This window comes from Nocardia brasiliensis (assembly GCF_042691675.1).
Classification (GTDB): domain Bacteria; phylum Actinomycetota; class Actinomycetes; order Mycobacteriales; family Mycobacteriaceae; genus Nocardia; species Nocardia brasiliensis_D.
In genome coordinates, this window is sequence record NZ_CP170507.1 from 3056431 (window position 1) to 3079719 (window position 23289).

Sequence of the window (23289 nt, forward strand, 5' to 3'; positions counted from 1 at the left end):
CCATGCTATGGAGGGCAGCATGGCCGACAACCGCCAAATCGAGGCCGACGAACTCGACGCCATCGAGGCGAGATGCCGGGCGGCGAGCACACCCCCGTGGGAACCCTTCATCGAAGGGCGCGACCACGACAGCGGTGACACCTTCATCCGAATCGGCGGCCTCGACGACACCGAAGCGGACATGTACGTGTCACGCGCAATCGACCAACGACTCGTGCCCGCCTCTGCCGCAGACCACGACTTCATCGCACACGCCCGCACCGACATCCCGCGACTCATCGCTGAAATACGCCGTCTCCGCAGCGAACTCGCGTAGCCGGGTCCCGTGCCAGCCAGACATGGCCACGACAGCGGCCGCCGCTCGACCGGCCTCCGTTCGGGGACTCACAAGGCGTTTGCATGCCTCACAGGGCCTCCACCATCTGTAGGTCGTGCGGACGGTCTGTGAGATCCACGACGAGACCTGTGTTGGGGGCTGGGGTTGGGGCGCGCCTGATCAGGGGGTGTGGCCTCGTCGGGGGCGAGCGGCTGGCAACTTGCTGCATGTCGTTGACGACATATACCATGTCGTTATGGGCGAGCTGTTCACCGTCGAGATCGAGCCCGAGGTGCGGGACTGGCTGCAGGCGCTGCCGGCCAAGCATTTCCTCAAAATCGATGAATATGTCGGCCTACTCGCCGAACAGGCGGAGTCACTCAGCGAGCCCTACGCCCGATATCTCGGCGACGGGGTTCGGGAATTGCGTCCGACGATGGATGGTGCTGCCATTCGCATTACCTATTGGCTTGCACCCGGACGGCGAGCAATCCTCCTGACAGTGTTCCGCAAGACCCGGACCCGGGAAGACGCTGAAGTCAAGCGCGCAAAACTTGCCCAACAGGTCTGTCAAGTCGAACATGAACCTGCTCATCAAGAATTCACCCGCACAATCGAGAAAGGGGAACTGGACCGATGAGCCACACACGCTGGAAGACCCTCCGGGAACGCAAACTCGCCGAGGCCTACACCGAACCTGACAATGTTACCGATGCGCGCCGCGAAATCCGGCTCTCTATGGCACTGGCCCAAGCCGTCTACAGCCGACGGACCGAACTCGGACTCACCCAAGCCGAACTCGCCGAACGGGCTGGCCTGACACAAGCCAAGATCTCGCGTATCGAGGGCTCCGACACGGTGCCAACGCTGCCCCTGCTCGCCAAACTCGCCGACGCGCTCGACGCCACTCTCAACATCGCCCTCGATGCCGAAGACACCCGAGTGAATTTCACCAGCCACCACACCGACGCAGCCTGAACCCGAGCAATCGCTGTGAAACTCGCCTGCGCTGAACCGCTCCCGAGGTGAATCAGTGGACGCGAGTAACGGCAGGGGGATCACGAAGCCTCACCACGTGACTGAGAATGCGCTCAGCTCTCTCGCTACTCAGGTCTACGGAATTCATCCAGTGCTAATGACACCACATCGGTGAGAAAGGGGTCGGTCCTGTCCACTAGCGGTCAGCCACACAGACAGTTCCCAGCGATGTCGGGCAGGATGTCGCATGCGTGGCATCGCTCCCGTGGCGGCAAGCTTGGTGTCGGCGTCGTCGTCTCCACCAGCTGTTCCTGCACATATGGCTTGTAACGTGTCGGCTGAACCGCCACAGCCTGGTATGGAGGGGGTTCGTGGTGTCGACGTATCTCGGCGATCTTGTCGGCAGTTACTCCTTGGAAGTACTGCTGTGCCGCCGCTGCGCACTCCTCGTCGCTAGCGTGCGGCCGATCCTTGGTCCAAGTTGCAACGTACCGGTGGAAGACCCGGCCTTCAGAGCGGCGCATCCCGCTGCTCTGCTTACGCTCAACATCGAATCCCAAGTCTAAGTCGCCTCCTCGTATGCGGCTGCTCCCTCAGGGAGACATCCGACGGCCACCGCACAGCCTGGCAACCTCCCGACCGTCCCAGTCTAGAGCCGAAAGTGTGGTCTGGACACCTCCTTTCAGGGGCATGCTCAGGCCTCGTTCTTGCACTGGCAGCAGGTTCATAGCGGGGACGGTCGGCATCCGCACCGTCGCGGCCCCTTCCGATCGCTCCAACGTTCCTCGTCGCGCTCAACCTTTTTCAGGGTGGGGAGTCAGGTGAGCTCCGTCCTTAGACCAGGGTCCAGGGCACCGCCGCAGGAAGTCCGAGATCTGGAAGGGATCCGTGGGCGTGGGCCCTGGACTGGTGCGAATAGACAAGCCGGGCGTCAAGCGAAGCTGGCAGGCGCAGACTCGCATGATAGAACGAAGGCCCGGTCCGTCTGGGCAAGCCTTTCTGGTGGAGCTAAGCGGAATCGAACCCCGGCCTGCCTGATCAGGGGGTGTGGGCCTCGTCGGGGGCGAGGTCGGTGGGGAGTCGTTGTTGGACTTGGTCGACGATTTTCGACAGGCGGGGGATGCAGGTGAACATGATTGCGACTACTAGGACGACCATGACGATTGCGGCGCCGTTGGAGACCAGGAAGGAGCGGTCCAAGTCGGTGGCGGGGGAGCTGTAGACGATGGCTACTCGTAGGCCGGAGTCGAGGAACATGGTCAGTCCGACGCCTGCGGTCATCACGCGCTCGAGGCGGCGGAATCGTGGCTCCTCGTCCCAGGCGCGGTGGTAGGCGGCGGTTCGGCGGGGTTCGCCGCCGTTGGTGGCCATGGGGGTGGCGAGCAGGTACATGACCGGCTTGCCGACTACGCAGGTGAACAGGAAGAACGCGCCGGTGGTGAGCATGTACAGGGCGGGGCGGATGGCGGCGATGCGGGGGTCGTCGGTGACGAACGCCAAGCCGAGTGACACCGCCAGTTCCACGATGACCAGCGCGCCGATGACGTCCAGCGAGCGCCGCCGGATACTGCCCACGGTAGTGGTGATCGCGACGATGATGCCGGGGATGGCCAGTGACCAGATCTCGCTGAAGCCGACCGCACGCAGGGCGAAGTACAGCACGGTCGACACGATCACATTGCCGAACAATGGCAACAGTGCCTTGAACCTGCTCGTCTTCTTCGGCGTCGCGACCGTCATCGATGCTCCTGATCGGTTGTGGTGGTGGCAATTTCAGGCTATTGGGCGAGGTCGGCGCGGCGAAGTGACGAAACCGCCGACTTCGATGGGAGTTATCTCCTGTCCGGTCGAGCTCAGACCAGCCACCGGCCGCCCGACATCAACGTGCGATCGCCGATCTCGGCCATCGACTGCCATGCCTGAATGCGGTCGGGTCGCAGCCTGATCCCGACGCTGCCGGGCACCCGACGCCCCATCGGCAGCGCGTCGAGCAGTTCACCGATGGACGCGTCGGCTGCGCGTGGATCGAACAGGGTCGCCTCGCCGTCGATGAGCACGACGTCCCGGGTATCGCCGAGCGCGGCCCGGACCCGGCCGGACCCGTCGAGGCTGCGCGCGGTCCTGGTATCGGGTTTGGTCACCATCAGCAGGTCCCCGGCGCCGTAGACGAAGGCCAGCGGCACCAGATGCGGCAGCGAATCGGCCGCGGTGGCCAGCCACAGATGACCACCGCCGAGCAGTTCGAGAACATGATCTTTGCGGTCGGACAGTGCGCGCGGAGCCGCTGGCTTCACGGTGTCCCCTTTCCGAGGTTCAGTAGCTCCGGCGCGACCTGGGCGGGCGTCGGCTGTGCGCGCAGTTCGGCGCGGAGTTCCGCGGTGGCGATGCGCTCGGGACAGTCGCCGACCAGCCGCAGCACCAGCTCCCGTACCACCTCGCGATCGAAATCGGCGACCGGAAGCACCGCCGCCGCACCGGTGCCGCGCAGTTGTTCGGCGGGCAGCATGTGATGCGGAAACTGCGGCAGCAACAGCTGCGGAACCCCGGCATCGACCGAGGTGAGCATGGTGCCGAAACCACCTTGATGGATCACCAGCGCGCAGGAGGGCACCAGCAGGTGCAGGGCAAGTCCGGAGACGGCGCGCACATTGCTCGGCAACGGCCCGAGGTGCTCGATCTCCGCGGCCCGCACCGTCACCACCACATCGAGCTCGAGCCCGTCGAGTGCGGCCAGCACCTCCGGCAGCAGGAATTCCCCGCCCTGCGCGGTGACCGTGGTACCCCAGGTCAGACAGATCCGGGGCACGGTCGGCGGCTCCGCGAGCCACGCCGGAATGACCGCGGGGCCGTTGTACGGGATGTAGCGCACGGTGGTCGACGTGGTCTCGGTGGGGATCTGGAGTGAAGGCGGGCACGGATCGACCGTGCGGGTACCGAGTAGATCCGGCAAGGGGATGCCGAGTTGCGCGGCCAACGGCGCGACCAATTCCGGCGTGGCTTCCCTGGCCCGATAGGTCATATCGACGCCGTGGATATGCCGGATCGCGGGCACACCGAGCAGTCCGGCAACGAGCGGACCCGCGAAACTGGTCGGCTCGTAGAACACCAGATCGGGTTGCCAGCGCTGCGCGTAGTCGACGGTGTCGTCGAGCATCAGCCGCGCACGTTCGGCGAAAACCGCGAAAACCTGTGTCATCCTTGTGCGTTCGTCGACCTGCCAGATCTCGGCCGCGCGCGGCGCCGCCTCGGCTGTGCGGGCCCGGAGCGCCGAGTGATCGACGTCGTCACCGGCGGGGACGAAGACGAGGCCCGCGTCGGTGACGACGCGTTGCAGCATCGGCTGACTGGCCACCCGCACATCCGCGCCCGCCGCGCGCAGCGCCGACAAGACCGGAACCAGCGGCATGAAGTGTGAGGGCCACGCCCAGTTGACGACCAGAACGCGCATCTCACCACTCCACCGGGATGCCGAGGAAACCTTCCAGCAGCGCCCCCTCTTGCCGACGCAGCTCGGCCGCCGGAACCGCCAGCCGCAGCGTCGGGAAGCGGGTGAGCAGTCGGCCGACCGCCATAGTCAGTTCGGCGCGAGCCAGGCCCGCGCCGATGCAGAAGTGCGGCCCTCGGCTGAGGGTGAGGTGGTCGTTGTCCGGGCGGGTGATGTCGAATTCCTCGGGACGTTCGAACACCGCGGGATCGAAGTTCCCGGCGTCCACCGCCGGAATGACGCTGGTCCCCGCCGGAATGGTGTAACCATCCATGGCGATGTCGGCGGTGACGTAGCGCAGCATCGACACCGACGAGCCGACCAGCTTCCACCGCAACGCCTCCTCGACCGCGTCGGGGACCAGGCTGGGATCCGCGCGCAGCAGCGCGAGCTGATCCGGCCGCGACAGCAGCAGCGCCACGGTGCCCGCGAGCTGACTCGCGGTCGTCTCGTAGCCGACCAGCAGCAGCAGACGGCACCACCAGTGCAGCTCGTAGCCGGTCAGGCGGCCGTCGTCGGCGTCGTGCGCGGCGATCATCGCGCTGATCAAGTCGTCGCCGGGTTCGGCGCGCTTGGTCTCGATCAATGTCGCGATGTACTCGTTCATCTCCCGCATCGCCGCCCCGATCTCGGGACCGCTGAACTGGCTGACCGAGAGGAAGTGCTCGGTCCAGCCACGGAAGCGCGCCTCGTCCTGCGCGGGGACGCCGAGCAGTCGGCAGAGCACCCGGATCGGCAGCGGAAACGCCAAGGCCTGATTCAGATCCACCGGTCCGCCGTGCGCTGCCATCGCGTCAAGCAGTTCGTCGACGACCGTGCCGATGAACGGTTCCAGCGCCGCCACCCTGGCGGGGCTGAACGCCTGCATGACCAGCCGCCGCACCCGGGTGTGCTCCGGCGGGTCGGGGTCCATCCTCGAGTCCTGGAACATGCTGTTGTGCTTGCTGATTCGCGCGGCGTCCGGCCGGTTCAGATTGCGGCTCACCGCCGGATGCACCAGCAGCGCGCGGATATCGGCGTGCCGGGTGACCAGCACCGCGTCGTCCCCGCTCGGCAGCCGGACCGGAACCATCGGGCATTCGGACAATCCGAACAGCTCGCGCGGCGGTTCCAGCGCGGCAGGCCGGGTGAAGGGATAGTGGACGGGGTCTGCGGCGGTCATGTTCGCCTTCCTGCTGTTCACCACCGCACGGGAACCGTGCGGAAGCCCTGGAAGAAATGGTCGTCGACCCGGCCCAGTCGCTCGGCGGGCACCGCGAGCTCCAGCGTGGGGAAGCGTTCGATCAGCGCGCCGATGCCGAGTTGCAGCTGGGCGCGCGCCAGCGGTGCACCGGGGCAGAAGTGCCGGCCGACGCTGAAGGTCAGCTGTTGGCCGTCGCGGCGGGTGAGGTCGATGCGATCGGGTTCGGCGAATACCCCCGGATCGTGGTTGGCGCATTCGAGTGCGGGAATGATGCTGGTGCCTTTGGGGATAACGCGATCGTCGACGGTGACGTCCTCGGTGACGTAGCGCAGCATCGACAGCGAGGTACCGACCACCTGGCAGCGCAGCAACTCCTCGACGGCACCGGTGATGAGGGTCGGCTCGGCGCGCAGCAGCGTCAGTTGGTCGGGGTGGTTCAGCAAGAGCACGACCGCGCCCGCGATCTGGTTCGCCGTCGTCTCGTAGCCCGCGAGCAGCAGCAACGTGGACCAGAAATGCAGCTCGTCCGGGGTGAGGCGACCATCGTCGGCGTCGGTCACCGCGATCAGCGCACTGATCAGATCTGAGCCGGGATCCTGCCGTTTGCGTTCGATGAGCTCGCGCATGTAGTCCCAGGGCGGCCTGCTGGTGTCGCCGAAGTAGTGGCGTTCCCGCGCGGGAACACCGAGCAATTCGCAGATGACCTGGATCGACAGCGGAAACGCGAACGCGGTATTCAGATCGACCGGCCCGCCCGATCCGGTCGTCGCCATCCGATCGAGCAGTTCGTCGGCAATGGCCGCGATGCGCGGTCGCATCGTCTCGACTCGGGCGGCGGTGAACTCACGGGCGATCAGCCGCCGCATTCGGGCGTGCGCGGGCGGCGACATGTCGATCGGCCGCTGGAACACCTTCTGCGGCCGGGCGGTCATCTTGGCCACGCCGGTTCGGTTGCGGTCCTTGCTGATTCGCGGGTCGGCGAGCAGCGTGCGGATGGTCTGGTAGCGGGTGGCCAGCACCGCCTGATCCCCGCTGGGCAGGGTCACCACCGGAAACGGGTCGCGGTGCGCCAGCCGCAGCGCCTCGGGCTGGGTCAGGTCGGCGGGCCAGGCGAACGGGTAGGGGCAACTATCGGTCATTGCCGCTGCCTCGCTACCGGTTCGGCCTCGATCAGCCAGTGCGGCGGTGCGGTGCGGGTGGCACCGACGAGGTGGAAGTCGGCCTGCGCGAACAGTTCTCGCCATTCGTCGAGGTCGCGCTCCTTACCCCCGAGACTGACCGCCATGGCGATATCCATCGCCTTGCTGAAATGCCATTCGCCCGGCCCGGGCACCACGGCCTCGATTACGAAGACCCGTGCGTTCTCGTCGATTACGGCGCGAATACTGCGCAGGATGCGCAGCGCGTCGGCATCGTTCCAGTCGTGCAGGATCGCTTTCAGCAGATAGGCATCCGCCCCCGGCGGCACACTCTCGAAGAAGTCGCCGACCACGCAGTCCACCCGGTCGCGCACCCCGAATTCGGTCAGCACGGGTTCGGCGCCACCGATCGCGGATTCGGTATCGAAGAGCAGACCACGCTGCTGCGGATTGGCCGCCAGGATCGCCGACAGCAGCCTGCCCTGCCCGCCGCCGATATCGGCGATTGTCGCGAACCTGCTGAAGTCGTAGCCCGCGGCCACTTCCGGCGCGCGATTGCTCACCCCGGTCATCGCCCGATGGAAGACCTCCGCGTATTCCGGACTGTCCGCCATGTAGTCGAACCAGCCGCGGCCGCCGCGCAGGGCGGGTCCGGCGGGTTTGCCGGTGCGCAGCGTATCGGCCGCGTAGGCGAAGCAGTTCCAGACACTTTCCTCGCCGTAGAGGTAGGCCAGGTACCGCAGCGAGCCGTCCACGTCCGAACGCAGCAGCGTACCGGTTTCGGTGAGTTCGAACGACTTGTCCGGATGCTCGGTGAACACGCCGACCGCCGCCGCGGTGCGCAGGAAGCGGTAGAGCATGTCCGGGTCGGTCCCGGTGGCCGTGGCCAGCGCGCTCACCGGCTGCGGGCCATCGACAAGGTGATCGGCGATGCCGATTCGTGCCAGCGTGCAGATGGTCGCGGAGATCATCTTTCCGGCCAGCAATCCGAGTAGCTGTTGCTGGGCCTGCCCACCCGTGGTGGTCTCGGTCGACATGCGAGCGATCGTCGGTTCGCGCGCTCCACGATCGCTGGAGCAGCTCTCGACCTGCTGTCTTCGATCGGGTCCACAGTGCGGCTCGATCAGGAAGTGACAGAGTCCGGCGAATCTCATTGGGGGCGTTGAGCAACGTGAGGAGAAGCGAAGATGTCGGAGCTCAGTCTGATCGTGGCGCGGATGCGGCCAGGGGACAGCGAGCGGGTCGCCGAGCTGTTCGCGCGTTCGGACGAGACCGAACTGCCGCATCTGGTCGGGGTGCGGCGGCGCACGTTGTTCGCTTTTCACGACCTGTATTTCCATCTGATCGAGGCCGACGCGGCGGTGGCGGGCCGGGTCGCCGAGGTGCGGGACCATCCGCTGTTCCGGGAGATCAACGAGGGTCTGCTGCCGTTCATCGAGCCCTATTCGCCGAGCTGGCGCAGTCCGGCCGACGCGATGGCCCGGCCGTTCTATCAGTGGACGCGGCCATGACGCGGGTGGTGGCGGCGGCCGCCGTCGAGCCGAATCGGCGGCGTGGCGGCGACCTGCGCGTGCTGCTCAGCCCGCGCACGGTCGAGTCGACATCCGGATTTCTGGGTGTACTGCGGCTGGCGCCCGACGAGTTCGTCAGCGAGCACTACCACCCGTATTCGGAGGAGTTCCTCTACGTCGTCTCCGGTTCGCTGACGGTGCTGTTGGACGGCGAACCGCTCGAAGTTGCCACGGGCAGTGCGGTTTTCGTGCCGATCGGGGTGCGGCATCGGGTGGAGAACCGGGGTACGGTGCCCGCCGAAGCGGTATTCCAGCTCGGGCCGCTGGCGCCGGAGCCCGCGCTCGGCCACGTCGACACCGAGCCGCTACCCGATCCGGACGCCGCGCAGCCGCAGGTGACCGGATAACCATGGACGCGCGCACGCCGGTGATCACCGGAGTCGGGGTGGTGGCGCCCGGCGGTGTCGGCAGCAAAGACTTCTGGCAGCTACTGGTCGACGGACGCACCGCGACCCGGCCGATCACCCTCTTCGATGCGTCGGCCTTCCGGTCGCGGATCGCGGCGGAGGTCGATTTCGATCCCGCCGCCAACGGCCTGGACCGGCGCCAGGTCGACGAACTGGACCGGATGACCCAGTTCGCGCTGGTCAGTGCCGCGGAGGCGATCGCGGACAGTGGCATCGAGCTGTCCGAATGCGCTGCGGAAACCGCGGTGGTGATCGGCAGCGCGGTGGGTGCGACCACCAGCCTGGAGCACGAGTTCGTGAACATCAGTGGGTCCGGCGCGCGCTGGCTGGTCGACGCCGCGGCGCTGTCCGCGCAGGCCTACAGCTATCTCGTGCCGTCCGCCACGGTCGCCGAGGTGGCGCGGACCCTCGGCGCGGGCGGGCCGTGCGCGATGATCTCCACCGGCTGCACCGCGGGCATCGACGCGGTGGCGCACGCGGCCGAACTGCTCAGAGAGGGGTCGGCCGAGGTGGCCGTGGTCGGGGCGACCGAGGCGCCGATTTCGCCGATCTCCTCGGCCTCCTTCGACGCCATTCTGGCGACCACCGCCGACGATTCCGATCCCGCCGGCGCCTCGCGCCCGTTCGATCGCAGGCGCAGCGGTTTCGTCCTCGCCGAGGGGGCGGCGATGTTCGTCCTGGAGACCGCCGAACGGGCACGACGGCGCGGTGCGGATATCTACTGTGCCGTGGCCGGTGAAGGCCGTCAGGCCAACGCATTTCACATGACCGGGTTGCGTCCGGACGGGCTCGAGCTGTCCGGCGCCATCCGCGTCGCCCTGGACCGGGCTCGGCTCGACCCGACTGCCATCGACTACGTCAGTGCACACGGATCTGGTACCCAGCAGAACGATCGGCACGAAACCATGGCGTTGAAGCGAGCGCTCGGCCCGCACGCGTATCGGGTGCCGGTGAGTTCGATCAAATCGATGGTCGGGCATTCGCTCGGGGCGATCGGCTCGATCGAAATCGCCGCGTGTGCTTTGGCTTTGCGTCATCAGGTGGTGCCGCCGACCGCGAATCTGTACGAGCCGGATCCCTTCTGTGATCTCGATTATGTGCCGCGGACGGCGCGCGATGCGTCGCTGCGGACGGTGCTGACGGTCGGCAGCGGTTTCGGCGGATTCCAGTCCGCGATGGTGTTGGCCGAAGTGGGGGCCGTGCGATGAGTGTCGATGTGCGCTCGAAAACCGTTGCGGCGGTGGTGACCGGGATCGGTATCGTCGCCCCGACCGGTGTCGGTACGGACGCGCACTGGCGGGCGTGTCTATCCGGCGTGAGCGGAATTCGGATGAACGAGCAGTACCGCGACAGCGGGTACCTCAGCATTCTCCACGCTCCGGTTCCCGATTTCGTTGCTGCCGAACATATCCCGCGCCGGTTGACGGTACAGACCGATCGGTGGACCTGGTTCGGTCTCGCCGCGACGGCAGCGGCCATCGCCGACGCCGGTCTGGACCTGGCGGGCCTGCCCGCCGAATCAATCGGTGTGGTGACCGGAAGTTCCTCCGGCGGTAACGAATTCGGCCAGCGCGAGATCGCGAACTTGTGGGCCTCGGGCCCGGTAGAGGTCAGTGCGTACCAATCGATCGCCTGGTTCTACGCGGCGACGACCGGGCAGGTGTCGATCCGCAACGGCGCGAAGGGGCCGTGTTCGGTCGTGCTGACCGAGCAGGCGGCGGGGCTGGACGCGCTGGCGCAGGCGCGTCGGGAGGTGCGCCGCGGCGCTGGTTTGATGCTCGCGGGCGGAACCGAGGCTCCGCTGTCGCCCTACGCGTATTCCTGCCAGATGGCGGGCGGGTTACTCAGCGCGGCAACCGATCCCGCTCGCGGCTATCTGCCTTTCGACGCTGGCGCAATGGGTTTCGTACCCGGCGAGGGTGGCGCGATGTTCACCGTGGAGCCCGCCGACGACGTCACCGCCCGCGGCGGCGTCGGCTACGGCAGGATCGCCGGGTACGCGGCGGGTTTCGATGCGACTCCGGCGACCGGGACGGGTCTGCGCCGTGTTCTGGTGCGGGCCGTGGCCGATGCGGGCTGCGCCCCGGACGAGGTGGGTGTCGTCTTCGCCGACGCGATGGCGGTTCCGGAGCTGGACGCCGCCGAGGCGGCGGCCATCACCGCGGTATTCGGGCCGCGCGCGGTGCCGGTGACCGCACCGAAGGCGCTGACCGGACGGCTGTACGCGGGTGGTTCGGCCCTCGACGTCGCCACCGCCCTGCTGGCATTGCGCCATCAGACGATCCCGCCGACACCGGGCGAGATCACCTCGGCCTATCCGGAATTGGATCTGGTCATCGGCAGCCCACGGTCGCGACCGCTGCGGTACGCGGTGGTGCTCGCGCGCGGGCACGGCGGATTCAACTCCGCGATGGTATTGGCCGCGACGTCATGAACGCCTCGGCCGCAACGTATCGAATTTCGCGCAATAGGAGGGACAGCGATGGCTGAGTTCACGATCGAGGATCTGCGACCGATTCTGGTCCAAGCCTTCGGCGAACCGGACGAGGAACTCGGTGTCTCCGGTGACATCACCGCCATCGAATTCGAGGAGCTGGGCCTGGATTCGCTGGCGTTGATCGAGACGCAGGCGCTCATCCGGCGGCAGTTCGGCGTTCGATTGGCGGACGGGCAGATCACCGGGACCAGCACACCGGCCGAGCTGATCGCCGCGGTCAACGCCCTGCTCGCGGACGCTCCACCGGCGGCACTGACCAGTACGCCGACGGCACTGGTTCAGCGCGGCAACAACCCGGTGCCGCAGTCATGACCGGCGTCGACGCCGAGATCGGCACGGTTTTCCCGGACGCGGCCAGCGGTGGCCTGGTGACCGAGAACGCGGTGGTGATCAACGCCCCGCTCGATCGGGTCTGGGTCGATACCAACGACGTGTCCGCGTGGCCCGGGTTGTTCAGCGAGTACGCCGCCGTCGAAATACTCGATGAGCGACCGGATTACGTGCGCTTCCGGCTGACCATGCACCCCGACGCGAATGGCGCCGTCTGGAGCTGGGTGTCCGAGCGGCGCCTCGATCCCGACGCCCGGGTGGTGCATGCCCGGCGAGTGGAGACCGGCCCGTTCGAATTCATGTACCTGCGCTGGGAATACACGCCCGAGGCGGATGGTGTGCGGTTGCGCTGGCAGCAGCGCTTCCGGCTGAAGCCGACCGCCCCGATCACCGACGAGCAGATGGCCGAGCGGATCAACACCAACACGCCGCGGGAAATGAGCCGGATCAAGCAGATCCTGGAGGCGCGCCATGCCGCGGACGGAGCGGGCTGATGCCGACGGGTGCCGCGGGGCCGGTGCTTTCGGCGGTCGGGATCGCCGCCAACGGGCTGGCGACCGGGATCATGCTGGCCACGGTGATCGGCGTCGCGCCCTACCAGGGCGTGCAGTCTTACCGGGAATACGTTGCGGGAGTGCGGTTCATGTGGCCGCGCTTCGATCCGATCATGCCCGCGCTGAATCTCACCGCCTTGCTGGTGTACCTGGTGCTCGCGATCCTGGTCGCCGATTCCGCCCCGGTCCGGATCGGCTTCGGGCTCGCGGCGGCGCTGCTGGCCGGGACCGTGCTCATCTCGGTGACCAAGAACCTGCCGGTGAATCGTTATGTGGCGAGCCTGGATCCGGATCATCCGCCCGCCGACTGGTCCGACCGGGACCCGCGCGGGCACTGGCGGCGCTGGAATGTCGTGCGCACCGGGTCGGCATCGACCGCTTTCGTCATCGCGGTGCTCACCACCGCCTTCGCTGGGTGAATCCAGCTCGAAATCAAGAGGAGTCGAGATCATGAATGCGCTGGCGAACAAGACGGCACTGGTGACCGGCGGGGTACGCGGCATCGGCGCGTCGATCACCCGGACGCTGGCCGAGGCCGGTGCGCAGGTGATCGCCTGCTATCACACCCCCGGCGACCACGTCGAGGTGCTGGCGAAGGAACTCGCCACGATCGGCGGCGACCACCACCTGGTGCTGACCGACGTGACCGACCCGGATCAGGTGATCGCCTTGGCTCAGACCTGCCGGGAACGCTTCGGCACGCTCGACGTGGTGGTGAACAACGCGGGCGCGATCAGCCATGTGCCGTTCGCGGAATTGCCACTGGCCGAATGGCATCGGGTCATCGATACCGGATTGACCGCCGCGTTCCACGTCACCCAGCAAGTGCTGCCGTTGCTGGACCGCGGTGCGTCGGTGATCAATATCGGTTCCCGGGTCGCCACGGTCGGCATTCCGCTGCGCGCGCACTACACCGCGGCCAAGGCCGGACTGATCGGACTCACCCGGTCATTGGCGAAAGAGCTCGGCCCCCAGGGCATTCGGGTGAATCTGGTCGCCCCCGGAGTCACCGCGACCGAGGTGGAACTGCCCGCCGAGGTGATCGCTCGATACGAGGGGATGACCTCGCTGCGCAGGCTGGGCACGACCGCCGATATCGCCGCCGTCGTCGCTTTCCTGGCCGGTGACTGGGCCGCGTACGTCACCGGCGAGACCATTCATGTCGACGGAGGTATCTGATGACCGAGAGCACGGTTTTCCGGGTGATGCTGCGGATGGAGGTGAACCCCGGGCAGGAGGCCGAATTCGAGCGCGCATGGCTCGACGGCGCGTCGATCATCACCGGCCAGCCCGCCAATCTGGGGCAGTGGCTTTCCCGCAGCACCGAGGAGCAGGCGGTGTACTACATCGTCAGCGATTGGGTGGACGAGGCGTCGTTCCGAACTTACGAGCGCAGCGAGGAGCATCTGCACCACCGTTCCCGGCTGCACCCGTATCGGAGCAAGGGGTCGATGGCGGTGGCCACCGTGCTGCACTACCTGACCGGTGCCGCGTCGGCCGAAACGGACTCGGCCGGTGCGCCGTTCACCCGACAGCAGGCTCCAGCGTGACCGGACGCGTCCGGGTCCTGGTCTATCTGTCCATCACCGACGCCGACGCCGCGGCGGTCGAGGACGCCTACCACCGCATCAGCGCGGACCTCGCGGGCACGGCCGGGCTACTCGGCAACGAACTGTTGCGCGGTGCGGGCGACAGCGGTGCGGTGCTGAGCGAATGGGAATCGCTGCCCGCTTTCCGCGCCTGGGAGAGTGGTCAGGCACATCGCGGCGCCACCTCACCGCTGCGGCCGTATCAAGACGACTCCCGCGGCAAGGTGTTCGAAGTCTTCGAGGTGGCGGCCGCCCACCGAGCCCGACGATCGGAGTGAGCGTGGTCCACGTCATCGCGTTGTCGCAACTGGATATCGAGGACACCGGACGGGTCGGCCGAAAGGCCGCGGTGCTTGCCCGATTGCGGCGGGCCGGATTCCCGGTGCCGGACGGATTCGCGATCGACTGGCAGGCGGCCGAGGCGGGGGAGACCGCGGAATCCGTGCCCGATCTGGTCGCGGAAGTGGCGACGGCATTGGCCGAGCTGGACGCGGAAACGGTGGGCGTCGCGGTGCGCTCCTCCGGCATCGAGGAGGACTTGGCCGGGAAATCGTTTGCGGGGCAGTACGAATCGGTGCTCAACGTGCACGGTATCGATGCGGTGCTGGCCGCAGTGGACACCTGCTGGCGCTCGGCGCGCTCGCAACGGGTCGCGGTGTATCGCGGGGCCGACGATCGGGCGGGCGCGGCAGCGCCGCGGATGGCGGTGCTGGTGCAGCGGATGGTCGAGGCCCGCGCCGCCGGGGCGGCGTTCAGTGTGAATCCGGTGACCGGTGATCCGGCCGAGGCCGTGGTCAGTGCGGTGTCCGGCCTGGCCGAACAATTGATGGACGGCTCCGCGGTCGCCGACGAATGGTCCGTGCGGGACGGGCAGGCGGTGCTGCGTTCCGCGGCGGGCTCGGCGGGTCTCTCCGCTGCCGAGGCGGCTCAGGTAGCCGAGCTTGCCGTCCAGGTGGCGGCGGAATTCGGCACACCCCAGGATATCGAGTGGGCCTTCGACGAGACGGGGCTGTGGTTGGTGCAGGCCCGCCCGATCACCACACTGGCCGAGGCGGTCGAGCCGATTCCGATCCCGATTGTCGTGCCCGACGGGTTCTCGGTGAAGGATGCGCGCGTGTCCGCGCCGTGGACGCCCATTCAGGAATCGATCTTCCTGCCCGTCTTCGACGCCGCCGCACCTGGCGTTTTCGCCTTCACCACCGGAAATCGGTTGTCGGTGCACGCGATCGGCGGCTGGATCTACACCACGACACCGCCCGACACCATGCCCGCGTTGATCGAGCGCTTGGAGAAGATCGCCGTCGAGCTGGCCGAAGGGGCGCCGGAAAAGCTCGTCGCACAGTGGCATTCGGTGCAGCGCCGGGAGTTCACCGAACGGATCGATGCGTTGCGTCCGGTGTCGTTGTCGCTCGCCGAACTCGACGACGCGGCGTTCGGCACGTATTTCGCCGATCTGCTGGACCTGTTCAGCGAGCTGCACCTGGCGTACTTCCGGCTCACCGGCGCGGGAGTCTGCCTCAACGGTGAGCTGGGTGTGCTCACGAAAGAACTGCTCGGCTGGCCCGCCGCCGAAACACTGGGCCTGCGTGGCGGATTGACCGGCGAACACATGGCCGCGGCGGTCGGGCTCGGCGCGCTCGCTCGCCTGGCATCCGCCAGACCGGCGGTCCGGGAGGCCCTGGCCGCCGGAACTCGCGACGCCGCGGCCCGACTGCCGGAGATCGACGCCGAATTCGCGGCCGCGTTCGCCGACTACGTCCGCGACCACGGTCATCGCACCCTCGGATTCGATCTCACCGAGCCGACTTTCGCCGAGCAGCCGGAGATCCTGCTGAATCTGGTTTTCGCACAAATCGATTCGCCGTTCGACCTGGACGTCGAACGCGCGGCGCTGCGCACCAGGGTCGAGCAATCCCTGGCCGCCGCACAGGAGGGTCTGGCCGACCAGCCACCCGAGCGGCGCGAACAGTTCTTCCGCGCCGTAGCCGCGGCGGAAGCAGCCGCGCCGGTGCGCGATGAAAAGGTTTATCTCGCCGTGTCGGTATGGGCATTGGTGCGCTACGCGGTCCTGGATCTGGGACGACGGCTGGTCGCTCGCGAGGTGATCGGGCAGGTGGAGGATGTGTTCTATCTGGACCACCGGGATGCGCTCGCCGCACTTTCCGACGGCGTCGACCGGACCGGTGCGGTGCGAACGGGGCGCGGCAGACGCCTTTGGGCCGCTACCCATCCCGGGCCACCCACCTACGGGACACCGCCGCAGCCGATGACGCTGGAGCCCCAGATGACGCCGCCCTCCGCCGCGGCATCGCATGTCATGGACATCGCGACCTGGTCGATGAGCTTGTTCGGCGGGCAGCGTGACGGCGCGAGCGCTGCCGAGGGGACGTTGACCGGGGTCGCCGCGGCATCGGGCCGATACCGCGGCCCGGCCAGAATCGTGTTGGGGGCAGCCGATTTCGGCAAGATCCGGGCCGGTGACGTGCTGGTCTGTCCCGAGACGACCGCGCAGTGGTCGGTGGTGTTCCCCAGCCTCGGCGCGTTGATCGCCGACAACGGAAGTCTGCTCTCCCATCCGGCGATCATCGCCCGCGAGTACGGCATTCCGGCCGTCGTGGCGGTGACGGGTGCGACCGAGCTGCTGCGCGACGGGCAACTGGTCGAGGTCGACGGCACCGCCGGTGTGGTGCGGGTGCTCGATACCGAGGGCGGAGTACTGCGATGACCGCACCCGGCCGGATCGACGTGCACCACCACGCGATCGTGCCGCGAATCGCCGACCTGATGCGGCGGATGGGGGCGCCGTTCAAGATTCCGTGGACGCTGTCGGAGACCTTCGACGTGCTGGCCGAACAGCGCATCGACTATGCCGTGATCTCCAATCCCATTCCGGTCGAATACCTTCCGGACGCCGCCACCGCGAAATTCTTCTGCCGCGAGGCCAACGAAGCCGTCGCCGAATTCGCCGGTGCGCATCCGGGGAGATTCGGCTTGCTCGCCGCGCTACCGATCCCGCATATCGATGACGCGCTGGCCGAGATCGAATATTCGCAGGACATACTCGGCGCCGACGGGTTCGTGCTGATCCCGCATTCCGGCTCCGACTATCTCGGCGATCCGCTGTTCGAGCCGGTGCTCGCCGAACTGGACCGACGCCGCGCCGTCGTCCTGGTGCATCCGATGATGCCGCCGGATTCCGCGGGTTCCTCGGTCCCCGCGGTGCTGGCCGACTTCCTGCTCGACACCACCCGGGGCGCCATCGGTCTCGTGCTGTCCGACGCGCTGGACCGCTATCCGAACATCTCCTTCGTCCTCGCGCATGCCGGTGGCTTCCTGCCGTACGCGGCGTTCCGGGTGGAGGCGCTGGCGCACGGCTTCTTCGGCGCGGACCCGGTGCGGGTCCGCGATCAGCTCGGGCGCTTCTACTACGACACCGCGCTGGCCGGGCCGTCGGCGCTGCCGGGCCTGTTCGCCACCGTCGCGCCCGAGCGGATCCTGTTCGGCACCGACTGGTGCGCCGCGCCGCACGCCGCGGTCACTGCCGCGGGTGCGGCACTCGAGCAGCAGTACGCGCGGCTTCCCGGCGCGGCGGAGGCCGGTGCGCGCACGGCCCGCAGGCTGTTCACCGGCTGGTCCACTGGTGCGGCTCCCAGCCCGATTCCAGCGATGTTCGAACAGTAGCGGGCAGCGTTGGCCACGGCTCACTGCGAAAGGATCTGGTTGCGGATGCATGTGGTGATTGCGGGCGCGGGTGTCGGCGGACTGTGCCTGGCTCAGGGGTTGCGCAAGAACGGGATCGAGACCACCGTGCTGGAGCGGGACTCGTCGGCGCGCTCGCGGTTTCAGGGGCTGCGGCTGCGGATCGACGCGCACGGCCGCGCCGCGCTGTCGGCCTGCCTGCCCGAGAACCTGTACGAGCTGGCGATGGCCACCGCGAACCCGTTGTACATGTCGCGCGGCGTCGGACTGGACGAACAGCTGCGGGAGATCTTCTCGGTGGAAGCTGCCGGGACCGCCGTCGATCCGGCGCGGGCGAGCACCGTGGTCAATCGCCGGACACTGCGCCAGATCCTGTTGACCGGTTTGGCGAACAGTGTGCATTTCGACACCGCGGTCGTCGGGTACGAGGTCGGTGAGCGGGTCCGGGTGCACACCACCGACGGGACCACCTGGATGGCGGATGTGCTGGTCGGCGCCGACGGTATCGGCTCGGCGGTGCGCGGTCAGCTGTTGCCCGACGTCGCCCTGCTCGACACCGGCCTGCGGGCCGTCTACGGCCAGATGAACCTGGACGCGGCGGCCCTGTCGTGGGTGCCTGCCGTCTTGTTCGGCGGTTCCCGGCCGGTACTCGCGCCCGGACCGAAAACGATGGCGTGCGGCATCTTTCAGCCGCAGACCGAGGTCGACGAGGCGGTGCGGCGGTATGCCCCCGGCAGTGCGATCGATCCGGTGCAGAGCTACCTGAAGTGGACGCTGGTCGCGCCGAAAGAGGTGCTCGGCGTCGATGACGCGCGCTTCTTCGCGCTCTCGCCCGCTCAGCTGCACCGACTGGCGCTTCAGCACATCGAGGACTGGAGTCCGCTGCTGCGCCGCATCATGTCGGAATCGTTGGTGGACGACGTTTTTCCGCTCTCGATCCGGGTTACCGAGCCGGGAGCGGACTGGTCGCCGAGCCGGGTGACCTTGCTCGGCGACGCCATCCACGCCACCGCACCGGTCGGCGGCATCGGCGCCAACACCGCGCTGCGCGACGCGGCCCTGTTGACCGAACAATTGACGGACGCGGCGGTCGAGGGTGCGGATCCGGTCGCGGCGGTCGGCCGCTACGAGACGGCGATGCGGGAGTACGGCTATGCGGCCGTGCGCAATTCGCTGCACGGGTCCGAACAGCTGTTCCGGACCGGACCTCTGGTGAAAGGCGGTGCCCGATGAGCTCGACCGCGCTGACGCGCTATCCCGCGGTCGCCGCGGCGGCGCCGATGGCCCTCGATATGGCCGCGCCGGTGATCAGTTTCGTGGTGCTGCACTTGGTGTTCGGTGTCTCGCCGGTAATCGCGCTGTCGGTCGGCGCGGTGGTGGCCGGGTTGCGCACCGTGTGGCGAGTAGCCACCGAACGCAGAGTGAACGCGTTTTCGGTGATGATCCTGGTGATGTTGCTGGCCACGTTGCTGCTGGTGTTCATCACCGGCGACCCGCGGCTGGTGCTCGCCAAATCGGCGGTGATGCCGTTCGTCGGCGGCGTGTACGGGTTGATCACCAATTATGTCGGTCGCGCGGTGGTCTTCGATGTCGTCGCGCCGTTCGTCACCAAGGGCGATCCGCGGTTGATCGCCGCATGGGAGGGCGGGTGGAACCATGACGCGCACTTCCGGCGTCGCCTGCGGTTGATCAATCTGCTGTGGGGGCTCGGGTTCATTGCCTCGGCGGTGACCAGGGTGGTCATCATCTACAGCATGCCGCTGGATATCGCGGTATTCGCCGGGCAGCTGCCCACCCTGGTCACGCTGCCGGTGCTGATCTTCACGACCGTGCGGTTGGCCGGGCCGCTGCGGGCGGCGCTACGCCGCGACATCGACCACAAGGCCACCGAACGACTGCTTGTGCTCGAAACACCGGTCCGGCCACTAGGTTTCGAGCGGACTTCGATCGCGGCGGAGCGGGACTCCGCTGTCGACGCCTGAACGGGGAGGGCCGCATATGCGCGTCATCGTCTGCACCTGGGCGTGGCAGTCCCACCTGACCCCGCTGGTGCAACTCTGCTGGGGTCTGCGCACGAGCGGTCACGAGGTAGTGGTGGCCAGTTCGGCCGGATTGGTGCCCGCGATCCGGGCGACCGGGCTGACCGCTGTCGCCGTCGGCGAGGATGTGGATCTTCGCGCACAGGCCGGTAAGTACTTCACCTGGCTGGTGGATCGACCGGAACCGGTGCGCTGGAGCGATATCCGGCACTGGGGCGCGGGCAATGTCGCGACCTACCGGGTGATCGCGCAGCGATCGGTCGGCCCGCTGCTCGACTTCGCGCGCGGTTGGCGACCGGATCTGATCGTGTTCGACCCGACCACCTACGCGGGTCCACTCGTCGCGGCGGTGCTCGGCATTCCAGCGGTCCGCCACCTCTGGGGTATCGACTACACCCATCGGACAAGGGAATTCGAGCCGCTCGCACTGCGCGAACTGTGCGCGGAACTCGGCTTGGACAGCGTCGAGACGCTGGGCACGGTCACCGTCGACCCGTGCCCGGCCTCCTTGCAGTTCGACACCGGGGTGGACACCCTGCCGATCCGCTTCGCCCCCTACAACGGTCCGGCGGCGGCCGCCGATGTCGGACTGCCGCCGCCGCGACGGCCACGAGTCTGTGTGTTGGGCAGCAGTGCGGTCGAACAGCTTGCCGGACGCACCATCCCGTTCGCGGAGCACGTGCTGGCCGGACTGGCGGGACTCGACGTGGAGGTGGTGGCGCTGATGGATCCGGGCGCCGCCCCGAGCTTCGCCGAGGGCGAGTCGGTGACCTTCCTCGGGCCGACGCCGCTACATCTGCTGCTCGCGGACTGCGCGCTGGTCATCCACCAGGGTGGCGGCGGAGCGCTGATGACGGCGCTGTTCTACGGTCTGCCGCAATTGCTCACGCCGCTGTTCACCGATCACGTGGCCAATGCCGAACAGCTCGCCGAGGCGGGCGCGTGCCGCTGGTTGTTCGGCGGCACCCTCGAACCGGACGCGGTACGTACGGAGGTACGGCAGTTGCTGGCGGACACCGAGTTTCGCGGTCAGGCGCACCGGCTGCGCGACGAGATGCGGGCACAGCCGCCGGTCGGTGCGGTGGTCGGCGCGTTGGCGGACCTGGCCGGAGCGCGGTGATGGCCCGCATCGTCTTCACCACCCAGCCCGCCAGCGGACACCTGCGTCCGCTGGTGCCGATCGCCAGGGCCGCGCGCGTCCGCGGCCACGAGGTCGCCGTGCTCGCACCCCGGCCGCAAGCAGCGGAGATCGCCGCGTACGGGCTGCCGCATCTGGTCGGTGGTTACGACTGGCGCGCCGAGGTGGCGAATTGGCTGCCCGCGAACCTGCGCGAATTGGACTTCCTCGCCGCCGCCGAGGTGTTCCGGGTGCTCGGGCGCAGAATGTCGAAGGGCTTCGCCGGTCACATGGGGCAGGCCACTTGTGCGGATCTGCTGGCGATCGCCGAGGACTGGCGGCCGGACCTGGTCATTCGCGAACTGGATGAACTCGGCGGCTACCTGGCCGCGGAAGTACTCGGCATACCGCACGTCTCGATCGCGTCGTTCGGTGGTGTCGAGGCGATGGCAGGCGCCGAAATCGCGGTACGGCTGGATGAAGGCCGGGCGCGGTTCGGCCTGCCGCCCGACCCGTCCGGTGCGCGGCTCTACCACTATCTGCATGCCAATTTCCTGCCACCGCAGTACTCGGCGGCGGAGATGATCCTGCCGAACACCCGCTGCTACCGCCACCCGAACGCCGGTTTCCAGAGCGACCGGCTGCCGGACTGGCTGGCCGAACTCGACTCGACGCAGCCGTTCGTCTTCGCCGGTTTCGGCACTGTCGTCTATGGGTTGCCCGGCGCGGATACTTTCGTGCGCACGGTGATCGAGGCGTTGGGCCGGGTCGACTGCACCGCGGTGCTCGCGGTCGGCGCGGGCGGCAGCACCGATGCCTACGGCGAACTGCCGCCGAACGTCCGGCTGGTCGACTTCGTGGACCAGCCGCTGATGTTGGAGGGCGCCGACCTGTTCGTCACCCACGGCGGATTGAACAGCATGAAGGAAGCCATGCGGCTCGGCGTGCCGATGGTCAATATCCCGGTGCTCGATGACCATCGGCACAATGCCGCACAGGCCGAGGCGACCGGGACCACGGCCGTCGTTCCGTTGGAACAGTTTTCGGCCGACACCGTGGCGCAGGCCTGCGCTCGAACACTGACCGACCCGAACTTCCGCCGCTCGGCACGCAGGCTGCAACGCCGGATCCATGCCCTGCCCGGGGTGGATGTGCTGCTCGACGATCTGGAGGCACTGCTGTGACGAGTAAGTGGAGCGGGTCCGAACTCGCGATCTTCGGCGGCACACCCGCATTCGACACCCCGGTGCTCTTCGGCAGGCCCAATATCGGCAATCGGGCCGTGCTGTTCGACCGGCTCGACCGGATGCTGGACGCGAAATGGCTGTCCAACGGCGGCGAATTGAGCCGGGAGTTCGAACGCCGGGTCGCCGAGGCGGCGGGCACCCGCTACTGCGTGGCGACCTGCAACGCCACCTCCGCCCTCCAACTGGCCCTGCGGGCAGCCGGGCTGCGCGGCGAAATCATCGTTCCCGCCTTCACTTTCGCCGCGACCGCACACGCGGCGGCCTGGCTCGGGCTGAAACCGGTGTTCTGTGATGTCGATCCGCTGACCGGCAGCGCCGACCCGCGCAGTGTCGAACAGGCCATCACCGCCCGCACGACCGGCATTCTCGGCGTACACATCTGGGGTAGGCCGCGTGCGCTGGAGACCATGCAGGAGTTGGCCGACCGGTTCGGCCTCGCCCTGATCTACGACTCGGCGCACGCGTTCGGCTGCGGCTACGCGGGTCGGCCGATCGGCGGGTTCGGCACGGCCGAGGTGTTCAGCTTCCACTCCACCAAATTCGTGAACACCTTCGAGGGCGGCGCCCTGGTCACCAATGATCGGGAGATCGCCGAAACCGCCGCGCGGCTACGAAATTTCGGGATTTCCGGCGGCGATGACATCGCGGAGGTCGGCACCAACGCGAAGATGAGCGAGGCCGCCGCCGCCATGGGACTGACCTCGCTGGACTCGATGGACTACTTCGTGGCGCGCAATCGGGAGAACTATCACCGGTATCGGCAGGGCATGAGCGGCATCGCGGGGCTCTCCCTGCTCGACATCGACGAATCCGAACGTAGCAACTACCAGTACGCGGTCGTGGATTGCGATATCGATCGGATCGGATTGTCCCGCGATGATCTGCTCGCCGTGCTCACCGCCGAAAATGTTTACACCAGAAGATATTTCTATCCGGGCTGCCATCGGATGGAGCCCTATCAAACCGACCGGGCCTTCCCCGGCACCGATCGGGTCGCCCGCGACACCTTCGTCCTGCCGACCGGAGTGGATCTCGAACCCGGCCAGATCGACCGCATCTGCGGTCTACTCGGCGTGATCGCCGAGCACGGCTACGCCATCCGTGACGCTCTCGCGCGGACCGGACGAGCGGCGTGACGA

Annotated in this window: 26 protein-coding genes; 20 read left to right on the plus strand and 6 right to left on the minus strand. The window is 67.7% G+C overall.

Going from position 1 to position 23289, the window contains the following annotated elements; genetic code table 11:
* The first annotated feature begins 19 nt into the window (after positions 1–19).
* From ACFK0J_RS14245 to ACFK0J_RS14255, 3 genes are all read left to right on the plus strand, one after another.
* Entirely contained in the window at positions 20–316 is a 297-nt protein-coding gene (locus ACFK0J_RS14245) for a hypothetical protein (RefSeq protein ID WP_378740239.1), read from the plus strand.
* Positions 317–572: 256 nt separating this feature from the next.
* On the plus strand, positions 573–956 hold the full coding sequence (locus tag ACFK0J_RS14250; RefSeq protein ID WP_378740242.1) for a type II toxin-antitoxin system RelE/ParE family toxin: 384 nt from the start codon (positions 573–575) through the stop codon (positions 954–956).
* Complete coding sequence (locus tag ACFK0J_RS14255; protein ID WP_378740244.1) at positions 953–1294, plus strand: helix-turn-helix domain-containing protein; 342 nt, start codon at positions 953–955, stop codon at positions 1292–1294. The genes ACFK0J_RS14250 and ACFK0J_RS14255 overlap by 4 nt, the downstream gene beginning before the upstream one ends.
* Before the next feature lie 1038 nt (positions 1295–2332).
* Here ACFK0J_RS14255 and ACFK0J_RS14260 read toward each other — a convergent pair.
* The 6 genes from ACFK0J_RS14260 to ACFK0J_RS14285 form a co-directional block, all read right to left on the minus strand.
* Positions 2333–3034, minus strand: a complete 702-nt coding sequence (locus ACFK0J_RS14260; RefSeq protein ID WP_378740246.1) for a VC0807 family protein — start codon at positions 3032–3034, stop codon at positions 2333–2335.
* A gap of 113 nt (positions 3035–3147) precedes the next feature.
* Entirely contained in the window at positions 3148–3588 is a 441-nt protein-coding gene (locus ACFK0J_RS14265; protein WP_378740248.1) for a pyridoxamine 5'-phosphate oxidase family protein, read from the minus strand.
* Positions 3585–4742: a glycosyltransferase gene (locus ACFK0J_RS14270; RefSeq protein ID WP_378740250.1), complete on the minus strand. Its 1158-nt coding sequence runs from the start codon at positions 4740–4742 to the stop codon at positions 3585–3587. The genes ACFK0J_RS14265 and ACFK0J_RS14270 overlap by 4 nt, the downstream gene beginning before the upstream one ends.
* 1 nt (position 4743) lies before the next feature.
* A complete protein-coding gene (locus ACFK0J_RS14275; protein WP_378740252.1) occupies positions 4744–5940 on the minus strand; it encodes a cytochrome P450 in 1197 nt (398 codons plus the stop codon).
* A gap of 17 nt (positions 5941–5957) precedes the next feature.
* Positions 5958–7100, minus strand: coding sequence for a cytochrome P450 (locus ACFK0J_RS14280; protein ID WP_378740254.1), 1143 nt, complete (start codon positions 7098–7100; stop codon positions 5958–5960).
* Positions 7097–8137: a methyltransferase gene (locus ACFK0J_RS14285; protein WP_378740256.1), complete on the minus strand. Its 1041-nt coding sequence runs from the start codon at positions 8135–8137 to the stop codon at positions 7097–7099. The genes ACFK0J_RS14280 and ACFK0J_RS14285 overlap by 4 nt, the downstream gene beginning before the upstream one ends.
* A 150-nt stretch (positions 8138–8287) precedes the next feature.
* Between ACFK0J_RS14285 and ACFK0J_RS14290 the strand changes: the two genes are divergently transcribed.
* From ACFK0J_RS14290 to ACFK0J_RS14370, 17 genes are read left to right on the plus strand one after another with little or no spacing between them, the layout of a single operon-like run.
* Positions 8288–8611: a TcmI family type II polyketide cyclase gene (locus tag ACFK0J_RS14290; RefSeq protein WP_378740258.1), complete on the plus strand. Its 324-nt coding sequence runs from the start codon at positions 8288–8290 to the stop codon at positions 8609–8611.
* On the plus strand, positions 8608–9018 hold the full coding sequence (locus tag ACFK0J_RS14295; protein ID WP_378740260.1) for a cupin domain-containing protein: 411 nt from the start codon (positions 8608–8610) through the stop codon (positions 9016–9018). Before ACFK0J_RS14290 ends, ACFK0J_RS14295 begins: the two co-directional genes overlap by 4 nt.
* 2 nt (positions 9019–9020) lie before the next feature.
* Positions 9021–10286 (plus strand): beta-ketoacyl-[acyl-carrier-protein] synthase family protein, encoded by a 1266-nt coding sequence (locus ACFK0J_RS14300; protein WP_378740262.1) that lies wholly within the window; start codon positions 9021–9023, stop codon positions 10284–10286.
* The gene (locus ACFK0J_RS14305; protein WP_378740265.1) at positions 10283–11512 is read left to right on the plus strand and encodes a beta-ketoacyl synthase N-terminal-like domain-containing protein; all 1230 of its coding nucleotides are present in this window, start codon (positions 10283–10285) and stop codon (positions 11510–11512) included. The genes ACFK0J_RS14300 and ACFK0J_RS14305 overlap by 4 nt, the downstream gene beginning before the upstream one ends.
* 48 nt (positions 11513–11560) lie before the next feature.
* Positions 11561–11887 carry an acyl carrier protein gene (locus ACFK0J_RS14310; protein ID WP_378740268.1) on the plus strand — a complete coding sequence of 109 codons (327 nt, stop codon included), beginning with the start codon at positions 11561–11563 and terminating at the stop codon, positions 11885–11887.
* Positions 11884–12399, plus strand: a complete 516-nt coding sequence (locus tag ACFK0J_RS14315; RefSeq protein ID WP_378740270.1) for an SRPBCC family protein — start codon at positions 11884–11886, stop codon at positions 12397–12399. Before ACFK0J_RS14310 ends, ACFK0J_RS14315 begins: the two co-directional genes overlap by 4 nt.
* Complete coding sequence (locus ACFK0J_RS14320) at positions 12399–12878, plus strand: DUF1772 domain-containing protein (protein WP_378740272.1); 480 nt, start codon at positions 12399–12401, stop codon at positions 12876–12878. The genes ACFK0J_RS14315 and ACFK0J_RS14320 overlap by 1 nt, the downstream gene beginning before the upstream one ends.
* Positions 12879–12909: 31 nt before the next feature.
* A complete protein-coding gene (locus tag ACFK0J_RS14325) occupies positions 12910–13638 on the plus strand; it encodes an SDR family NAD(P)-dependent oxidoreductase (protein WP_378740274.1) in 729 nt (242 codons plus the stop codon).
* On the plus strand, positions 13638–14009 hold the full coding sequence (locus tag ACFK0J_RS14330; RefSeq protein ID WP_378740276.1) for an antibiotic biosynthesis monooxygenase family protein: 372 nt from the start codon (positions 13638–13640) through the stop codon (positions 14007–14009). The genes ACFK0J_RS14325 and ACFK0J_RS14330 overlap by 1 nt, the downstream gene beginning before the upstream one ends.
* Positions 14006–14326 carry an antibiotic biosynthesis monooxygenase gene (locus ACFK0J_RS14335; protein ID WP_218476540.1) on the plus strand — a complete coding sequence of 107 codons (321 nt, stop codon included), beginning with the start codon at positions 14006–14008 and terminating at the stop codon, positions 14324–14326. Before ACFK0J_RS14330 ends, ACFK0J_RS14335 begins: the two co-directional genes overlap by 4 nt.
* Positions 14327–14328: 2 nt before the next feature.
* Entirely contained in the window at positions 14329–16773 is a 2445-nt protein-coding gene (locus ACFK0J_RS14340; RefSeq protein ID WP_378740279.1) for a PEP/pyruvate-binding domain-containing protein, read from the plus strand.
* Positions 16770–17729, plus strand: coding sequence for an amidohydrolase family protein (locus ACFK0J_RS14345; protein WP_378740281.1), 960 nt, complete (start codon positions 16770–16772; stop codon positions 17727–17729). The genes ACFK0J_RS14340 and ACFK0J_RS14345 overlap by 4 nt, the downstream gene beginning before the upstream one ends.
* 45 nt (positions 17730–17774) lie before the next feature.
* Positions 17775–18980: an FAD-dependent oxidoreductase gene (locus ACFK0J_RS14350; RefSeq protein WP_378740283.1), complete on the plus strand. Its 1206-nt coding sequence runs from the start codon at positions 17775–17777 to the stop codon at positions 18978–18980.
* The gene (locus ACFK0J_RS14355) at positions 18977–19729 is read left to right on the plus strand and encodes a VC0807 family protein (protein WP_378740286.1); all 753 of its coding nucleotides are present in this window, start codon (positions 18977–18979) and stop codon (positions 19727–19729) included. The genes ACFK0J_RS14350 and ACFK0J_RS14355 overlap by 4 nt, the downstream gene beginning before the upstream one ends.
* A gap of 16 nt (positions 19730–19745) precedes the next feature.
* On the plus strand, positions 19746–20906 hold the full coding sequence (locus ACFK0J_RS14360; protein WP_378740288.1) for a nucleotide disphospho-sugar-binding domain-containing protein: 1161 nt from the start codon (positions 19746–19748) through the stop codon (positions 20904–20906).
* Positions 20906–22087 (plus strand): glycosyltransferase, encoded by a 1182-nt coding sequence (locus tag ACFK0J_RS14365; protein WP_378740291.1) that lies wholly within the window; start codon positions 20906–20908, stop codon positions 22085–22087. The genes ACFK0J_RS14360 and ACFK0J_RS14365 overlap by 1 nt, the downstream gene beginning before the upstream one ends.
* Complete coding sequence (locus ACFK0J_RS14370; protein WP_378740293.1) at positions 22084–23286, plus strand: DegT/DnrJ/EryC1/StrS family aminotransferase; 1203 nt, start codon at positions 22084–22086, stop codon at positions 23284–23286. The genes ACFK0J_RS14365 and ACFK0J_RS14370 overlap by 4 nt, the downstream gene beginning before the upstream one ends.
* Positions 23287–23289: the final 3 nt, after the last annotated feature.

Excerpts from the sequence above, each read along its gene's own strand:
- ACFK0J_RS14300 (WP_378740262.1), top strand. The coding sequence starts at position 9,021 with ATGGACGCGCGCACGCCGGTGATCACCGGAGTCGGGGTGGTGGCGCCC.
- ACFK0J_RS14365 (WP_378740291.1), top strand. The coding sequence starts at position 20,906 with ATGGCCCGCATCGTCTTCACCACCCAGCCCGCCAGCGGACACCTGCGT.
- ACFK0J_RS14250 (WP_378740242.1), top strand. The coding sequence starts at position 573 with ATGGGCGAGCTGTTCACCGTCGAGATCGAGCCCGAGGTGCGGGACTGG.
- ACFK0J_RS14305 (WP_378740265.1), top strand. The coding sequence starts at position 10,283 with ATGAGTGTCGATGTGCGCTCGAAAACCGTTGCGGCGGTGGTGACCGGG.
- ACFK0J_RS14255 (WP_378740244.1), top strand. The coding sequence starts at position 953 with ATGAGCCACACACGCTGGAAGACCCTCCGGGAACGCAAACTCGCCGAG.
- ACFK0J_RS14290 (WP_378740258.1), top strand. The coding sequence starts at position 8,288 with ATGTCGGAGCTCAGTCTGATCGTGGCGCGGATGCGGCCAGGGGACAGC.
- ACFK0J_RS14295 (WP_378740260.1), top strand. The coding sequence starts at position 8,608 with ATGACGCGGGTGGTGGCGGCGGCCGCCGTCGAGCCGAATCGGCGGCGT.
- ACFK0J_RS14260 (WP_378740246.1), bottom strand. The coding sequence starts at position 3,034 with ATGACGGTCGCGACGCCGAAGAAGACGAGCAGGTTCAAGGCACTGTTG.
- ACFK0J_RS14325 (WP_378740274.1), top strand. The coding sequence starts at position 12,910 with ATGAATGCGCTGGCGAACAAGACGGCACTGGTGACCGGCGGGGTACGC.
- ACFK0J_RS14355 (WP_378740286.1), top strand. The coding sequence starts at position 18,977 with ATGAGCTCGACCGCGCTGACGCGCTATCCCGCGGTCGCCGCGGCGGCG.
- ACFK0J_RS14245 (WP_378740239.1), top strand. The coding sequence starts at position 20 with ATGGCCGACAACCGCCAAATCGAGGCCGACGAACTCGACGCCATCGAG.
- ACFK0J_RS14270 (WP_378740250.1), bottom strand. The coding sequence starts at position 4,742 with ATGCGCGTTCTGGTCGTCAACTGGGCGTGGCCCTCACACTTCATGCCG.
- ACFK0J_RS14345 (WP_378740281.1), top strand. The coding sequence starts at position 16,770 with ATGACCGCACCCGGCCGGATCGACGTGCACCACCACGCGATCGTGCCG.
- ACFK0J_RS14275 (WP_378740252.1), bottom strand. The coding sequence starts at position 5,940 with ATGACCGCCGCAGACCCCGTCCACTATCCCTTCACCCGGCCTGCCGCG.
- ACFK0J_RS14280 (WP_378740254.1), bottom strand. The coding sequence starts at position 7,100 with ATGACCGATAGTTGCCCCTACCCGTTCGCCTGGCCCGCCGACCTGACC.
- ACFK0J_RS14285 (WP_378740256.1), bottom strand. The coding sequence starts at position 8,137 with ATGTCGACCGAGACCACCACGGGTGGGCAGGCCCAGCAACAGCTACTC.
- ACFK0J_RS14360 (WP_378740288.1), top strand. The coding sequence starts at position 19,746 with ATGCGCGTCATCGTCTGCACCTGGGCGTGGCAGTCCCACCTGACCCCG.
- ACFK0J_RS14320 (WP_378740272.1), top strand. The coding sequence starts at position 12,399 with ATGCCGACGGGTGCCGCGGGGCCGGTGCTTTCGGCGGTCGGGATCGCC.
- ACFK0J_RS14310 (WP_378740268.1), top strand. The coding sequence starts at position 11,561 with ATGGCTGAGTTCACGATCGAGGATCTGCGACCGATTCTGGTCCAAGCC.
- ACFK0J_RS14350 (WP_378740283.1), top strand. The coding sequence starts at position 17,775 with ATGCATGTGGTGATTGCGGGCGCGGGTGTCGGCGGACTGTGCCTGGCT.
- ACFK0J_RS14315 (WP_378740270.1), top strand. The coding sequence starts at position 11,884 with ATGACCGGCGTCGACGCCGAGATCGGCACGGTTTTCCCGGACGCGGCC.
- ACFK0J_RS14330 (WP_378740276.1), top strand. The coding sequence starts at position 13,638 with ATGACCGAGAGCACGGTTTTCCGGGTGATGCTGCGGATGGAGGTGAAC.